The sequence below is a fragment of the Metabacillus litoralis genome (assembly GCF_020524045.1).
GTDB lineage: Bacteria > Bacillota > Bacilli > Bacillales > Bacillaceae > Metabacillus > Metabacillus litoralis_C.
Map to the genome: position 1 here is coordinate 21,954 of NZ_JAIVKL010000013.1, position 15,482 is coordinate 37,435.

The 15,482-nt window shown below is 31.3% G+C and carries 21 protein-coding genes, 1 pseudogene and 1 riboswitch; of the genes and pseudogenes, 17 read left to right on the forward strand and 5 right to left on the reverse strand.

Annotated features, from left to right (window positions below; translation table 11 throughout):
- Window positions 1-64 precede the first annotated feature (64 nt).
- Window positions 65-616 carry a hypothetical protein gene (locus tag LC076_RS17170; protein ID WP_226670311.1) on the reverse strand — a complete coding sequence of 184 codons (552 nt, stop codon included), beginning with the start codon at window positions 614-616 and terminating at the stop codon, window positions 65-67.
- A 257-nt stretch (window positions 617-873) separates the two neighbouring features.
- Between LC076_RS17170 and LC076_RS17175 the strand changes: the two genes are divergently transcribed.
- On the forward strand, window positions 874-1,407 hold the full coding sequence (locus LC076_RS17175) for a hypothetical protein (RefSeq protein WP_226670312.1): 534 nt from the start codon (window positions 874-876) through the stop codon (window positions 1,405-1,407).
- 19 nt (window positions 1,408-1,426) lie between these two features.
- Entirely contained in the window at window positions 1,427-1,993 is a 567-nt protein-coding gene (locus tag LC076_RS17180) for a hypothetical protein (RefSeq protein ID WP_226670313.1), read from the forward strand.
- Window positions 1,994-2,044: 51 nt separating this feature from the next.
- On the opposite strand, the gene LC076_RS17185 is transcribed toward LC076_RS17180, so the two are convergent.
- Entirely contained in the window at window positions 2,045-2,230 is a 186-nt protein-coding gene (locus LC076_RS17185; RefSeq protein WP_226670314.1) for a hypothetical protein, read from the reverse strand.
- 419 nt (window positions 2,231-2,649) lie between these two features.
- Here LC076_RS17185 and LC076_RS17190 point away from each other — a divergent pair, with 419 nt between their 5' ends.
- From LC076_RS17190 to LC076_RS17200, 3 genes are all read left to right on the forward strand, one after another.
- Window positions 2,650-2,967 carry a hypothetical protein gene (locus tag LC076_RS17190; protein ID WP_226670315.1) on the forward strand — a complete coding sequence of 106 codons (318 nt, stop codon included), beginning with the start codon at window positions 2,650-2,652 and terminating at the stop codon, window positions 2,965-2,967.
- 249 nt (window positions 2,968-3,216) lie between these two features.
- Entirely contained in the window at window positions 3,217-3,486 is a 270-nt protein-coding gene (locus LC076_RS17195) for a hypothetical protein (protein WP_226670316.1), read from the forward strand.
- Between the two features lie 596 nt (window positions 3,487-4,082).
- Window positions 4,083-4,505, forward strand: coding sequence for a hypothetical protein (locus LC076_RS17200; protein WP_226670317.1), 423 nt, complete (start codon window positions 4,083-4,085; stop codon window positions 4,503-4,505).
- Window positions 4,506-4,985: 480 nt separating this feature from the next.
- Here the strand turns inward: LC076_RS17200 and LC076_RS17205 are convergent, their stop codons facing one another.
- Window positions 4,986-5,294 (reverse strand): hypothetical protein, encoded by a 309-nt coding sequence (locus LC076_RS17205; protein WP_226670318.1) that lies wholly within the window; start codon window positions 5,292-5,294, stop codon window positions 4,986-4,988.
- Window positions 5,295-5,557: 263 nt separating this feature from the next.
- Between LC076_RS17205 and LC076_RS17210 the strand changes: the two genes are divergently transcribed.
- The 3 genes from LC076_RS17210 to LC076_RS17220 all read left to right on the forward strand — a co-directional run bounded on the left by LC076_RS17210 (window position 5,558) and on the right by LC076_RS17220 (window position 7,557).
- Window positions 5,558-6,094: a hypothetical protein gene (locus tag LC076_RS17210; protein ID WP_226670319.1), complete on the forward strand. Its 537-nt coding sequence runs from the start codon at window positions 5,558-5,560 to the stop codon at window positions 6,092-6,094.
- Window positions 6,095-6,814: 720 nt separating this feature from the next.
- Window positions 6,815-7,150: a DUF4190 domain-containing protein gene (locus LC076_RS17215; RefSeq protein WP_226670320.1), complete on the forward strand. Its 336-nt coding sequence runs from the start codon at window positions 6,815-6,817 to the stop codon at window positions 7,148-7,150.
- 197 nt (window positions 7,151-7,347) lie between these two features.
- Window positions 7,348-7,557, forward strand: a complete 210-nt coding sequence (locus LC076_RS17220) for a DUF5316 family protein (protein ID WP_226670321.1) — start codon at window positions 7,348-7,350, stop codon at window positions 7,555-7,557.
- Window positions 7,558-7,736: 179 nt separating this feature from the next.
- On the opposite strand, the gene LC076_RS17225 is transcribed toward LC076_RS17220, so the two are convergent.
- Window positions 7,737-8,960 carry an IS110 family transposase gene (locus tag LC076_RS17225; protein WP_226670322.1) on the reverse strand — a complete coding sequence of 408 codons (1,224 nt, stop codon included), beginning with the start codon at window positions 8,958-8,960 and terminating at the stop codon, window positions 7,737-7,739.
- A gap of 446 nt (window positions 8,961-9,406) precedes the next feature.
- On the opposite strand from LC076_RS17225, the gene LC076_RS17230 reads away from it, so the two are divergent.
- The 6 genes and pseudogenes from LC076_RS17230 to LC076_RS17250 all read left to right on the forward strand — a co-directional run.
- Window positions 9,407-10,198 carry a peptidase MA family metallohydrolase gene (locus LC076_RS17230; protein ID WP_226670323.1) on the forward strand — a complete coding sequence of 264 codons (792 nt, stop codon included), beginning with the start codon at window positions 9,407-9,409 and terminating at the stop codon, window positions 10,196-10,198.
- A 219-nt stretch (window positions 10,199-10,417) separates the two neighbouring features.
- Entirely contained in the window at window positions 10,418-10,627 is a 210-nt protein-coding gene (locus LC076_RS17235; protein ID WP_226670324.1) for a hypothetical protein, read from the forward strand.
- A gap of 19 nt (window positions 10,628-10,646) precedes the next feature.
- Window positions 10,647-10,817, forward strand: a complete 171-nt coding sequence (locus LC076_RS17240; protein WP_226670325.1) for a hypothetical protein — start codon at window positions 10,647-10,649, stop codon at window positions 10,815-10,817.
- 166 nt (window positions 10,818-10,983) lie between these two features.
- Entirely contained in the window at window positions 10,984-11,109 is a 126-nt protein-coding gene (locus tag LC076_RS24210) for a hypothetical protein (protein WP_264191589.1), read from the forward strand.
- 948 nt (window positions 11,110-12,057) lie between these two features.
- Window positions 12,058-12,143, forward strand: a riboswitch (cyclic di-GMP riboswitch).
- Window positions 12,144-12,544: 401 nt separating this feature from the next.
- On the forward strand, window positions 12,545-12,685 hold the full coding sequence (locus tag LC076_RS24535; RefSeq protein ID WP_226670421.1) for a DUF3885 domain-containing protein: 141 nt from the start codon (window positions 12,545-12,547) through the stop codon (window positions 12,683-12,685).
- 189 nt (window positions 12,686-12,874) lie between these two features.
- Window positions 12,875-13,114: pseudogene (locus LC076_RS17250) on the forward strand (hypothetical protein); the annotation flags it as partial.
- Between the two features lie 412 nt (window positions 13,115-13,526).
- Here the strand turns inward: LC076_RS17250 and LC076_RS17255 are convergent.
- On the reverse strand, window positions 13,527-13,757 hold the full coding sequence (locus LC076_RS17255) for an alpha/beta-type small acid-soluble spore protein (RefSeq protein ID WP_226670326.1): 231 nt from the start codon (window positions 13,755-13,757) through the stop codon (window positions 13,527-13,529).
- A 186-nt stretch (window positions 13,758-13,943) separates the two neighbouring features.
- On the opposite strand from LC076_RS17255, the gene LC076_RS17260 reads away from it, so the two are divergent.
- From LC076_RS17260 to LC076_RS17270, 3 genes are all read left to right on the forward strand, one after another.
- Complete coding sequence (locus tag LC076_RS17260) at window positions 13,944-14,369, forward strand: hypothetical protein (RefSeq protein ID WP_226670327.1); 426 nt, start codon at window positions 13,944-13,946, stop codon at window positions 14,367-14,369.
- 12 nt (window positions 14,370-14,381) lie between these two features.
- A complete protein-coding gene (locus tag LC076_RS17265) occupies window positions 14,382-14,534 on the forward strand; it encodes a hypothetical protein (RefSeq protein WP_226670328.1) in 153 nt (50 codons plus the stop codon).
- Window positions 14,535-14,702: 168 nt separating this feature from the next.
- On the forward strand, window positions 14,703-14,885 hold the full coding sequence (locus tag LC076_RS17270) for a hypothetical protein (protein ID WP_226670329.1): 183 nt from the start codon (window positions 14,703-14,705) through the stop codon (window positions 14,883-14,885).
- The last annotated feature ends 597 nt before the right edge of the window (window positions 14,886-15,482 follow it).

Sequence of the window (15,482 nt, forward strand, 5' to 3'; positions counted from 1 at the left end):
ATATTTCTAACATTTAGTCACGGATCAGCTCACTAAAACTGTTTAGATCTTCATTAATAGCTCTTTACAGCATCTGGTTGGCTAGATTGACCAATTCATTTGTTATTTCCTCTTGGGTAAATGAATTTTCTTGCCCTAAATGATAAAGGAGATTATAAGTTACACCATTTTTTTCCCATTCAATAACAGCCATTTTGTTTTCTTGTGTTATTGAAATTAAACCGTCTATTTCTTCTTTCAACTTTACTTCCTTGGGTTCAGGGAGTGTTGATTCGACTTCAAAGTCTCTAGCTTTTATCTGTATAGATTTACCTTTCTTATCTTCTGAAACAGTCAGTAATTCTATCGAAATATCCTTTCTATCCTCTTGGTCATTCCAATCCATAATATTCATTACTTTAAAAGATTTAGCTTCAAACGGTAGTTCCTTTGGTAATTTAAGATCAAACGGAATCGCATCTAATCCATCTTTAAGCGAAGCTACTTGATATTCCCTAGGAATATCTTCAACATTAGATTCCTCTAATGGCGTCAGTTTTGATGTATCCAATGTTGAAGGGTTACTAGTACATGCAGATAACAGTAATATAAGTGGAACTACTAGAAATTTTTTCAATTTTTTGACCTCCTTTTAAATCAATTTAAATTATAAAAAATTATTTAGCAAGGGTATCAGGTACTAATAGTACTAATAGTCATAATTTAATAGACAACTTTTTATATATAAATAAAATATATTTTTATATAAAAAGGTAGTATTTAGTTAGATAGACTACTAATAAATTGTCAATAATCCGTTTTTTCCCAAATAAACATAGGCACATTTTCCAATATTGTGATAGCATGTAAATATATTAAAGAGGAGGAAAAAATATGCAAAATATGAAAAAAATTAAAGTTGCTCTCTTATCTTTATTGTTAGTCTTTAGTTCTTTTACTGCCACCATATTAACAGTAAATGCCGAAGTCTTATGGAGAACCTGTTCTCTTTATGCTAATAAGGAAGGTGATTGTTCAAATTATTTGTCTAAGAGAGACTTAAAATCAAACTGGTATGTCACTAGTAAAGTCCACAATCTTTATAAAACTAATTCTAGTAATGATATTTATATGAAAGCAATTACCTATACTCATGCATCAGCAGATTACCGAGGTTCAGGAAATCAAACAGTTGAGAATGGACCCTACTATAAAGGTGGATGGGTAATAACTAGTTCTGGAGGCACTACTTATCTTAATTCTAGTTGGCTTTTCCTAGGTAACAACCCTACCTTTAGTCGTACTATTAACAAATGGGATTATGACGGTGATGTTGATTCTACAGTGAGTGTTATGGGCGGAACAGCTTCGTCTTGTTATGCAGGTAGCTGTACTGAATTTAAACAAGCAACAGAATTAACTAGATAAAATTAAGGAGGGGATACTAATGAAATTCAATAAGAAAAATGCAATGTTAGGCGTTAGTTTAGCGCTAGGGATCACGTCTGCAATTATTGTTAATAACATGTTTCTTAATAATACAGCTCAAGCTGATGAGGTAATCAATGAACCAATTATAGTTGAACATATTAGTGTAGAAGAAATGTTAGAAAAGACTCCTTATAAAAACAAAGTTAAAATTTTTGATCAGGTACCCTATGAACATGTAGCAAAAGGGGAAGTCTACCAATTAGGTGATAATGGAGAATATACTATTTTTGATCTAAACTACTTTGGAAAAGACAATGAAATGATGAACCTACAAATCATTAACAATGAGGGAGTAGATTTCTCAAATGGACCAAATGTATCAGAAGAAACTGTTAAACTACCAGGTAATATACAAGCTAAAGCTATAATAGACAACAACACAGTAAATGTATCTTGGAGTGAGTCAGAGTTAACTTACATTTTGACGGCAAATAAAAAAGCACTAGGTAAGATTAACGAAAATAATTTAGATGGCAAAATTAATAAACTTTATAATGAGCTTCGAAAAGCTATCAAAAACTAAAAACTTTAAAAAAGAGTTGGAGAATATCTTCAACTCTTTTTAATTAGTTTTTTATTTAGGAACACCATAAACATTTATGCCTTCAAAGTTTGATTGAATTAAGTTAACAATTTTCCGAGCTTCAATGTGAGTTATACCCTCAACCCTGACTTCAAAATGCCAATCAGAAGGCTTAGGACTAACATCAACATACTTTGGATTTGCAGTTCGATATTTTCTATCGTGACATTTTACCATTCTAAAACCATCTACAACAAGTTCTTCGGTGATTTTAAACCTGTGACCTTTACCTCCAACTCCACTACAAATATCCCATCTAGGAGTTTCATAGAACCATAACCCATCATTCTTAAGAATAATCGAGCGTTATAAGTCTTAATTTATTGAGATCGTTATATACAATGCCTTAATATTAGAACGTGCTTTTACATAAGGTGTATTATTGGTTAAACAATTGTTGCCCGAATGCGGTTATATAGGCGGTTTTTGTATCGTTACTTACGTTAAATACGGTCAAAAACCATACTGTATATATGAAGCAGGATAGTGCAACAAGGATAAGCTATATTTATATTAAATACGGGTAAAGAATGCTTTACTATTATTCAATAAACGGACCAAGATTAGAGAAAAAGAGTTTGAATGGAGGGCTAAATTTGAAAGAAGGTCAAAATAAGAAAATTGGGCTAGGCTCGATTTCATTATTGCTACTTATGTTTGGGATACTGTTCTCTTTTTCATGGAGAAACACCGAGGCTTTTGGAGATACCATATTAAGGTTCTTAGGGTTAAGCCCTTGGTCAAACGGCGATAGGGGATTACATTATACGGTAATTTATTCACTTATCTTCTTTATACCAGCATTAATACTAGGTCATAAGTACAAAAGCAACTTTGGAGCCAAATTGGGGAGGAATATGTCTTTAATTATGATTATACCAGGATTAATATTAGTGTTTTATGCAATAATTTAGGGTGCGTTTCTGCAATTAGACAGAGACGCTTTTTCTATGTCAATAAAAAGGAAATTAATGTTAAACTATAGGTGCAGGATAATTCAACAAGAAGGCCAAAATTAATTTAAAATACAGGTGCTTTACTAAATATTAAAAGGGTAGGAGAAGTTTTATGTACTTTAGATACCACGTAAATTATATTAGCCCAAGAACAAATATGCCTGTTGGTTTATTTGTTGCAGTTTGGCATTTAGTTGATAGGAAAAAATGTTAGATGAAGAGATAGAAACCTATTGGGAACAACGTAGATATTTTGAAGATGCATTACCTGTCCCTTCTTTCTATTCTGATGGAAATTCAATTGGGGCAGTGACATGGTTTAAAGACAATAAAAATACAAGTAAACTAGTTAATGAAATGAAATTTTATTTTGATATGTTGAGAAAATATGATGTTGATTTAGTGAAAACTAAAAGCGATAATCTAGGAAAAATAATTTATGAAGATGATTATCAAATTGGAGTAATTAAAGAATAAATATAAACGTTTTAGTGGTTTTTTCTTCTTCAACAAACGGGGAGCGACTGCTTAACAAGGGGGTCACACTTCTCTCTTGATAAAACTTTGGTAATTAAACAATGTAAGAAGGTGCGATTATTAAAAAGAGAAAGCATTTTATTATTATTTTAATAGCAGTTTCATTAACTTTTATAGGGCTTGTATCTGATGGGATTTATGTTGAGACACAAGTGGAAAGAGCAAAGTTGTGGGAAAACCAAATGAATGGAATGGGTTTAGGCTACCCTGTTGATTTTGTTATTCAGGGCCCTTCTAATCTTGACCCTCCTTTGCCACACAAATTCGGATTTGATGTTAATGATATTCGAGAAATATTATGGGATAACTTTATTCTCAACTTCTTACTTTATTATATTTTGCTATTGGGAATTTCAAAATTCTTCAAAAGAGTGAGATGGAAGTTATGAAGCTAACGGGTGCGATGCTTCAATAACGAAGGATCGTTTTTTCCTTATTGAAGTAACAGTGCAGTAATATTCAAGAAGAAACCTTATTTAATATTTTTTTTGAAACATAATTTATTTCTTTTCCGTCCAATTAAATGGAGGTGTTATATGAAACAGATATTTTTGTTGGTTTTTATCCTGGCACTATTAGTTACTGGTTGTAATGAAAAAGAAAACAATATGCCAGAAGAAATGCCTAGTGATTTTGATTTTTTAATTCAATCCGGTGTCCAAAGTAAGAATGAAATAAATACCTTTGAAAACATTGTTATAAAGGATCTAATTGTAGAAGGGACTGCATCAACAGAGAGTAGTTTTTCCGAAGAAGAAATGAAAAAAATATATCAAAAGATGCGAGAGATAAATATAATGGAACCTAAAGGACTAATGCCAGAAAAAGCAAATTGTATGCAAACGCCTTATGAAGAAGATAAATGGAAAATTAAATTAAATGGTGAAACACAAACAATTTATCTGAATGGTGAATATTACGAAACAACGGATGATGCACAACAATTAATTGAACTATAAAATTACATATTCGATTTAGTAAAAAGTAAAGATGAATACAAAAACCTTCCTGAAGCTGAGGGTGGCTATCTGTAATTAGTTATTGTGCTAACGGGTGCAATAGCTGAACAAGGGGCTGTCAAATTCGGCAGCCCATATGGGTTAGTTGAAAAAAATAAATGGTAAAATAGTGTAAAAGTTTTGATAACTGGTGTGGATTTTTTCACTACTTATTGTTGTTGGTGTGGGAAAAATTGTTGGGTTTCTGAAAGAGCAATCCAATCAAAATAAAAGAATTATTGAACTACTTGAAGTGATAAATCAAAACAAAAAATGATATTCAACAAACGGAGTGCTTTAGTTTAATATCAATCTTCAGCAATCAAAGCGCTTATCTTGAATAAAGATAGGCGCTTATATCACTTGAAGATCATATATTTGCAATAGAGGTTTTAAAAAACATCGTGCTTTTGGCACGAATTAAAAGGGAAACTATACTAGCTATTCAGCAGTAAAAGTAAAAGTTTCTTTTAAAGGTCTGCCTTGTTTATCTTGAGTCCAGATTATCTCCACTTCTAATTCAGTTGCTATTTCAGCCATAAGGAAATTAGCCCCATGATAAGAGTTTCCGTCGTTCATTTGTTTTGCTAGATCTTTTCCTTTTTCAGCTTCACCTATCTGAACTGACCACTGTTTTGAAGATTGTTTAACTGGTAATTCTTCAATGGTTAGGGCTTTTGTTTCTAAGGGCGTTGCCGCAATTAATAAAAGTAATAAAGTACATATTGAAATTGAAAATTTTTTAACCATTATTTCTCTCCTTATATTATATATAGCCTTAAATTTCCCCAAAATTGAATATATTATCGAGAAAACATTTTGTGAAATAATGTAAGTATGATGACTATATGTAGTACCTTAATCTTTGAGATATTAATGATTTTTGACATTGATCTTCAGCAAACAAAGCGCGATTATGGAATAAGAACAGTTGCTATTTCACTAACGAATCAGAAGAGTGGAAGAAGCATAGTGAATTTTATGTTACGAATAAGTATCTAAGGAGGATAAAAATGAATAAACGAATTCATATAATGGGAGCTTCAGGGTCTGGTACTTCAACACTTGGCTCTCAATTATCAAAGGTTTTACCTCATACATACCTTGATACCGATGATTATTTTTGGACAACTAAATTCACTAAACAAAGGGAAATACCTGAAAGAATAAGTATGCTTGAAGAAGATTTATCACTTTATGAAAACTATATTCTTTCTGGTGCAGTGTGTGGTTGGGGTGATAACTTTAAAAGTTATTTTGACCTTGTAATATTCCTATGGATTCCGCAAGATATAAGGCTTGAAAGGTTACAGCAGAGGGAATTTCAGCGTTATGGAAATGAAATATTAGCTGGTGGTAGTAAATATGATCAATCGAAAACATTTTTAGAGTGGGCATCTTTATATGATAATGCGGGATTAGAAGTTAGAAGTAAATCTTTACACGAACATTGGATGGCAGACTTACCTTGTCCAATATTAAAAATTGAAGGCGGTTATTCAGTAAATGAAAGAGTTGATATTGTCTTAGATTATCTAAATGCTAATTGAACTAAGGGTGCTTTAGTTGAAGAAGGCATAAATATAAAATATATTAGTTATCACTCAGTTTATCGAACTGGGTTATTTTTTTGTAAACAAAAAGCGCTGCATTATACAGCGTATTTCATATACATTATCACTTACAATTTAGTACGCAAAATAGAGTTATGCGATAGGCAGTGGAACCCGTTAGTTATACTGTGCTCTTTTTCATAAGGCAAGAAATATGTAATTAATTATGTTAAAATTAGGAAGTAAGAAGACTATAAATAATATAGGTTATGAGGAGGGGGTAGCTCTGAAATTCAGATTATTAACTTCTCGAATTTTAATCATTTTATTTGTAATCACAGGATATTCCTCTAATTAAAATGATGTAATAAAGTACTATATTATTGTTGTAGAATGTGAAAATAATATAAGTGATAAGTTTGGTAAATTCGCCAATAATGAATTTTCTATTTCTTAGGTGGAATATCACACATGTCTAGTAAAAGCCAAAGAAAAGTATTCTAATTATAATATTGAGAAAGCTCCTTTGTTTTTATTTTTGAAACTAGTGAAGGTGCAATGAAAAAAATAAAGCTTAAAACATGGTGTTGAAGAAGCTGTTGACTTTAACTTCAGAAAAGGAACTAAAGATTAAACAACTAAATAAGGAGTTTTGTTAAGTGGTAATGTAAATTGACATAATAAAATTGGGGAAATCGACTTAGAGAGGTGGGGAATATGGTGAATAATAATTTCAAAGAGAATGAAATTAATATACAGAAAGCCGTAAATAATGAAACATTATTAAATAAAAAGGCAGTTATTTCTCTAGTATTAGGATGTATTTCCTTAATTTTATTATTCATAAGCTTGTCAGGGGTAATTATTGCTATAATAGGTTTCATTGTAAGTTATTTTAGTTTAAAGGAAACATATACAACAAGGCAAAAAGGATATAGTTTTGCTATGACGGGTTTGGTTTTGAATACAATCGCCATCATTTTGCCATTGATCATACTCATACTGACTTTTTTGTTTTTCACTCCCACTCAATTTCAACTTGAAATGAACTAATATGAATATATCTAAGGAATGAACTGAGTAACTTTAATGTTTTTTACATCAAAAGCAAAAGATGCACTTTAAATTGAAATGAATATCTAAATGTTTAACAGTAAGTAAATGATTGTTATAAAAATTTGAATGATAAAGACTTTGAAGAAAATATTGTACTTATTAGCTATTAAGACAATTTTATTGGGGGTGATATTTTGGAAGGATATAGTTTTTTAATTGGAGTGACACTTATAATATTAGCAGGAATTATTAGTGGTGTAGGTTCAAGTTTTGAACAACAACGAATGAATTTTGAAACTGAAACATATTTAGAAAGAACTAAGAAACATAATATTTCTTTTTGGTTTTTTATTTTAGGTATGATTTTTGTCGTTGCATCAGTTCTTTTATTCTTGATCAGATAAAAATACCAATAAATTCTTGTGTGGGTTGAATAAATGACTATTAAACATTGATTCTTGTTAAACTACCATGAAAATTAACTTCTGATAGAAGACAATACTAAATAAAACGTAGCTCATTCGTTTTTTAAAAAATGGGAGAACGCCTAAAACATTAATCATATGTAGTTAAGTTGATTGAATTAAGATGCTTCAGGTACTTGTAATGAAACAATGTATCCTAAACTTTCAAGTCTTCGAAGAGAATGTCGAATAATTGATTGCTCTCTTTGTTTATCAAAGTAGTCTTCTCCTAAGTCTACATACACTTCTTTACGTGTTAAAAGATAATAAGCTATTCTCAACATAGCATGAGCAACGACAATTCCAGCTCGTTTCCTACCTTTTCTTGCGGCAGTACGCCTATACAGTGCACCGAGATAGTTTTTAGAACCTCTAACTGAATGAGCGGCTTCGGTTAATGCTGATCTCAAATACTTGTTCCCTTTTTTCGTTTTAGCAGATTTCCTTTTTCCAGCGCTTTCGTTTTGTCCAGGTACTAATCCCGCCCAAGAACACATGTGAGCTGCACTTGGGAATTGTTTCTTAACATCTGTCCCAATTTCAGACAAAATTTGCTCAGCCATTCTCGTAGCTATACCTGGGATAGAGTCTAATCTTTCAACATCTTCTTGATGAGTACTTACTCTTTCTGCAACTTCTTGATCAAGCATATCGATTTGCTCAGTTAAAAAATCAATGTGGTTTAATATTGTTTTAATCATAAGGCGTTGGTGAGAATTGATATAACCTTTAAGGGCGAGTTTTAATTCTTCTTTCTTCTTTTTCATCGTACGTCGAGCGAAGTTTGCTAGCTTTTCAGGATCTTCTTCACCTTCGGCGATAGCGTTTAGCATATCTCTAGCTGAAACACCCATAACATCTGATACAACAGACCCTAATTTTATGTTTGCTCCTTCTAACACTTTTTGAATACGATTATGTTGTCTGGCACGTTCTTCAATGATACTTCGACGATAGCGAACAAGTTCACGCAATTCTCGTTGATTTCGGTCTGGGATGTAGCTAGCTTTGAGTAATCCATGTCGAAGAAGTTTAGCAATCCATTCTGCATCCTTAACATCTGTTTTACGACCTGGAACTGCTTTCATATGTTGGGCATTTACAACTAAAAACTCAATATCCTCAGCTTCTAGCAAATTAACAATAGGTTTCCAGTAAACGCTCGTACTTTCCATGGCTACATGAGTACAGTTATGTTGTTTAATCCAATCAATCAACTGTAATAGAAATACAGTCTTAGTAGAAAATGTTTGAATCTCCTTTCCCTTTGGTGTAATGATACATGCAGTAATGTTGTCTTTATGTACATCCATACCACATGCACGTTCAATGACTACATCCATTGAAAACATCCTTTCTTCGGCTCGACTTATTATTAGAGGCTGGTGCAACAACCAGAATAGGATTAATCTACCATGTGTGCTTCCCGTAAGGGAGCGACAGTCAGTGGTGCACCGTGGTCGAAGGAGTCAGACTAACGGATGGGCTCTAACGCACCATAGTGTATCGACCTTCCTCTCCAGCCATAGAATCAGTATGGACAGTTTTTCACCATTTTCATTCTCTGTGGTGAAGCGCTGATTTTTGCGCTTCATGGATGGCTAACGGGTGCTAATCTACAAGAAGGAGATTGGCTTTTTCTTGTTGAAGTAATTGAGCAGGATACCTTAAGAAGGAAAATGATGCTTCAGTAAGGGAATGAGTTATAAATACGGATTTTTAAAAGAAAGGGAAAGAAATCACATGAAAATAGAAATTTCTATATTAAATGAATTGCGAGAAACGATCAGTGAATATTAAAAACCCTTTAATTTTTTTCCTTACTTTTACAATTACTTTAATAATACTTGTCCCTGTTTTTCAATCCTTATTCGGTAAATCACCATCAGAAATAAAAAATATTTTAGAGAAGAATGAATATAATTTAAGAGGGGATATTAAAATTTTTAACCCCGTAAATGATGAGTTAGATAAAAAAATTATTCATACTTTAAACCAAACAAAAAATAAAATGACAAAAATTTTAGGATATATAGAATTTACTGAGGGACTAAATGTAATAATATTCAATGAAATTGAAGATCTGCAGGAATATTCTGATTTGGATAATGTCGGAGCGTTTTATTATGGCAAATATAATTTAATATCCATAGTTAAACCTGACTCACTTGAAAGAGAGGCAGATTTATGGTTTTTCAAAAGAGATCTTAGTCATGAATATACACATTACTATTTAGATAAATACTTACATGAAAAGAGTACTACTTCAATTCCTAAATGGTTTGATGAAGGATTAGCTGAGTATGTTTCTGTAACATTAGATAATGTGGAAGTATCAGATAGTATCGAGGATGTTATTAATTTCGAGAACCTTAATACAAGAGAAGACTGGGTCAATTATAGAAAAGAATCAAACCAGTTATATTTACAATCACATTATGGGGTTAAATATATTATTGATAATAATGGTATTGAGGTAATAAAAAAAATAATTGATCAAAGTAAAAGTATTGGATTTTTAAAATCTTTTAAAGATAATACAGGCTTAGATGTAAGTGAATTACATATGTATATAGAGTAATTTCAAGACGTGATTATAAAATTATTGTTGAATTGAAAAAATATTATAGGAAAGTACAGTTTTTGATAAATTGATAGATGAGATGAGAGAGTTTACGAAATTGAAATAAATAAAATTAAAGTGTACTGTCGCTTCATAAAAAGGTTGACTTTTTGAGTATAAAAGAACTCATAACCTTATTATACTAAAGGAGCAGTATAGTACAAGAAGGTGATGAATATGGACCAGATAAAAATTAGAATCAATAAAAAGACATTATTTATAAATGATACTAACAATATAGTAGGAGAAATCTACATCGAAAAGAACGGGCACAACTTCTTCCCAGAAGAAAAGTGGACTGATTTTGTTGTTGTAATCCTAACTTGGTGGACGAAAAAACTTCGTTGTTTTGAGTATGCAAAAGTTGGAAAAAAAAACAGAGTTTGACTTCATGGATGGTCCTTTTTTGTTGAGATTAGAAAAAGTAAATGAGTACGAAGTTAATTTAATAGGTATAAAGAGAAATTTAATTAACGATGAAACGTTATTTGAAGCTCAAACTCTTTTTGATGATTTGAAAATGAATGTATTTAAGGTATCTAACTCGGTTATTGGATATGCAAAGTTAAATGGTTGAGAAGATAATGAGTTGGTAAATCTTTATAATGAGATAAAATCCTTCTTGAAGTAACGGGTGCGATAGCTGAACAAGGGGCTGTCGAATTCGTCAGCCCAAATGGGTTAGTTGAAAAATGTAAATGGTAAAATAATGTAAGAGGTTTGATAATGGGGGAGGAATTTATATGTGGATTTTTTCACTACTTATTGTTGTTGGTGTGGGGACAATTATTGGGTTTCTGAAAGAACAATCCAATCAAAATAAAAGAATTATTGAACTACTTGAAGAGATAAAACAAAACAAAAAATGATATTTAACAAACGGGTGCAAGAATTGAAGAAAAATGGGTTGCTGCGGCAGCCCTTTTTCTTTATCTTTCTTCAATTAAAGGGCAGAGTAGTTGAACAAGAGAGATGAAAATCTATCTCTCTATTATGTAGTATTTGAAGAAAATAGTGACATAGTGAGGTGTGAAACTGGAGTTTAAAAAAGTGGTTTTAGGTGAGTTTGTTAAGCATGATGATAATTCTTGTAAAGCGTAGGAAGAATTTCAATCTTTACCTTATAGAGCAAGGTATTACGACATGATGGCAATTGCTAATAAGTACAACACAACACCTCAAGAAATGAAAGAACACAAGCATTGTCATAAGAATAAATACTAGTACACAGTTCACTAAAAAACTGCAAGTGAAATTTTAAAACGAAAATTTTCTAGGTAGTAAAAAACAAAATAAAAAGACCACTATTCAGTAGCAGTCAAAGCTAATGCGTTGCGTAATAATTGAATGTCTAGGTAAATATGGTTGAGGACATTCTGATCGCAACAATTATTAAGATCAATAAGTAATCGATCAAGTTCTCTATGGAAAAGCAAGTATTCTGAATCACTCACCATGTGTGTAATCTCCTTTTAATAGGAACAATGTACCATGCATGTTAATCCTAACACTCGGATGGGAAAATTTCAATGAAGTCATAACATATAGACTTTTGTCGCAATCCAAGGAAAAACAGAAGGAAGAATTAAGACCAATGCAAGAGAAAGAAAGGCTTTCTACAGAAATAAATTGTTACAAGAATGAACTACGATAAAATTAAATTGGCAGAAAAATAGAACCAGTTATGTGAGAACAAACATTTATATGAACATTATTATGATAGACTAGTTACTACTATTAGTTATGTGATGTAGAAAGGTTACGAAATTTATTGAAAGTTAAGAGCAATGGGTTTATGATATAATTTAATTCAAAAAAATAGATAAAGGCAAACTTATCGAAAGGTAAGGACGCAAAGCTACGGGTCTAAGGTTCAAGGAACTATGATAGTCGGGTTGCCAAAAAAGTTTTGTGATGAACAATTGATTGGTTATATATAGTAGCTAATATTAATTTTAATCCACCATCTTTTTGGTGGATTTTTTCATTTTAACTGACCCATTCATCATACATTATCATAGTGTTTTGTATTAAAGTAGTTAGTTTTATTTACGCGTGAAAAAATGTATAAATGATAGAACAGTTACATGAACTTAGGAGGTAATTAGGTAATTAGCAATTGAGTAACACTAGAGATTATAGACATTGGTCTACTGCCGAAGAGAAGAAATTATTTGACCTACGTAAACAGGGATTGAAATTTAGAGAAATAGGTCAAATTCTAGAGAGAACTCCAATAAGTGTAGAAAAAAGATACAGAAAATTAATGAATGTTAGTAGTTAGTAATGTTAGTCATGGTGGTTATGAATATTCAAGATAAAAATCCTCTATATGACGATCGAGGTTGTGACGTTATTGCACTTGAAGAGGATTTACTTTACGAAAATTCTAATGTTGTATATCGGTTAACCGGTTGCATTAATTTAATATCTGATTTCATATAATTTATATGATTATTAGTGAAAATAATAGTGAAACAGCTTTCGAAAAAGGAATATAGAGGGAGGGAACTCTATGTTTCTAATAAATTAACTTCGGTAAAATATCTATTAACACAACTAAATAAAAGTAGTTAAAACGTCTCAAATCCTTGAAATTACTGGGGTTGAGACGTTTTTTATTAGCCAGGGGTAGATATTCTTGTAGTGAAAAGACGTTTCTTCACTGAATCTATAATAAAGCAATTGAAGAATTTGAAAAATACTTGGTTTGTGGAAGAAGGGGAGTTGCATTCATCTGCTATTCAATATTTCATAGGAACAGAGCCAATTCCGAATATCGGGGGAATCATCAACAGCAAGCAATTTGATAAGTATAAAGCCGTACATCCAGATGCAAAACCATTGAAATACGGTCCAGAAATGAAGCGTTAGTGGAGAAAGACATTAGATGAAGTCATTGTACCTTTGGGTGACGAGTTGAGATAATAACGTTTTAAAATAAATAAACAAAATCTATATAGTTATAGGCCAACTGTATCCAATTATAATTGGTCCTATTAGTAACTAATACTAGATTTAAATATATATGTTTTGAGAAAAAAGCAATGTTTTTAAAAGCTACAAACTGGAATTAATTTTCTGTACAATCTTAATTACTAACAGGAGAACAGATTAAATAAATCATGAATCAAATTGTAAAGAAAAACAGATTTCAGAAATTAGAATGCCCTTCTAATTGAATGTAATTTTTGATAAACATATTAAAAGTAAGATGATAATTATACAAAGAAATTCAATGAAATATAATCAATGGTGATTATATCGCAAGAATAGGTCACTTTGCTTATATTATACTGTTACTTCTGTTATTTGTGGAAATATTCCCCATTGATTGTTGAGCCATTATTACTAGCCTCTTAGTGATTTCTCCACCTATTGATCCATTAGCTCTTGATGTAGTTTCTGGACCAAGATTCACACCAAATTCAGTTGCGATTTCATATTTCATTTGATCGATTGCTTGATTTTCACCTGGTACTACCAATCGATTACTACTATTATTGTTGCGAGCCATATAAATCATCTCCTTAAACTTTGTAAGAATTGATTATTGCAAGCCTGCTTATGTGTAGGTTAATTATTATTTAAATTTTTATACAAGAAATATGTGGTAAATTTACATAGTCCAATAATCACAAAAGTGTGCTAGAATTTATATCTCAGATATTAAAGAATTATATAATGGTTGGTGATGTAATTAATGTCAGATGTTATAACTTGCCCCAAATGTAATAGTGATCAACTTCAAGTCGGAGAAAAAGGATATAGTTTAGGAAAGGCAGCAGTTGGAGTTATTACAATCGGTGCAATCGGCGCTTTAGCAGGGTTGCATGGCAAAAATAAAATAAAGTTAAGTTGTTTGAGGTGTGGAAATTCCTGGTTTCCTACATTAAACTATTCATCAAATAATAGGTCATATTCTCAATCAAATTCCTCAACTAATCATAAAGCTAACCCTTATATACAAAGCACTTCTCCTGCTAGATCTAGAAAATCTCAACGTACATATACTCCAGGAGGGACTTCCAAGAAACATTATGATGGGATGGCTAAAGTATTTTGGGGAATAACTCTATTCAACTTGCTAATAACAACAGTTTTAATTTGTACTTATTTTCTTTTTTAGGGTGGTGTAAAATTGAAAGCAGCTGAAAAGAGAGCTGAATTTGCGTTTAGATTTATGGCTTTATCTACAATAGTTAATGTGTTTGTAGGTGGTGCTACAAACCATCCATTTATTGCTCTATTCTATGGTTTAGTTAGCTTAGTTTTAATCAAATATATTTTTTGATTCATTTAGATCTACTAAAATAAAAACTCCTAGCTTTTAATTGTATAAACATTGAAAATGGAGGATATGTAATAAAAGGAAAATATTTAGTATTTTTACTTTCTCTCGTAGTATTTTTGCTCTTATCTGTTTGTGAAGTAGAAAGGAAAGAAGAAGAAGAGAGTGAAAATGCCTGAAAGAAATTTTGAGGAATATGTAACAGAAATAACACAACAGAACCCGATTAATAACTATGTTAAAGATGTTTCCATTGTCTTAGAAGAGAAGAAAGAAATACCTTTACATCATGGCAAGCGTTCTTCTTCTTATTATGAACTGAAATTAATACAAACGATGACTTTGCAACACTAACACCATTAGAAAAATTTGATGTTATCTATTCTATAAAGCAAGAATTAGGGCAAAAAGATGATGATACCTTGTTTATTGGTGAGGAATACGATTCCATTGTTAGAGCCTCATTTCTTTTGAGCGCTTTGGATTAATATACAACATATGTACATGAAATGAATAGTGAGGAGGCATAAGTTTGAACTAATAAGGAGGCAAAATGAATTTAACATTTTTAAGTTACTTCATAATTCTCTATATTATTGCAAGGTTTGTTATATTTTATAAGTAAAGTGAAATGGTTACCTACTGTAAAAACTACAGTTTTTCATGATGCAATGGTAGCAATTATATTTTCTTTAGTTGTGGTAATTTAAAATAAACAAAATATTGTAATCCCAAAGACAGTTTTAAGGATCTTCCACAAACATCTTCAACAATAGAGCGCGAGTGTTGAAGATCTAATTTTACATTATTTCTAATGTAGCTAAGTTAAATGCTATTCAAGTTGGATATAATAACGAAATGTTTTTAACGGCGGACACAATTGTACATACGATTGATATACTTTAATTCCAACCTCATGAAATAATTAGTAATGACATTTGTGTCACTTAA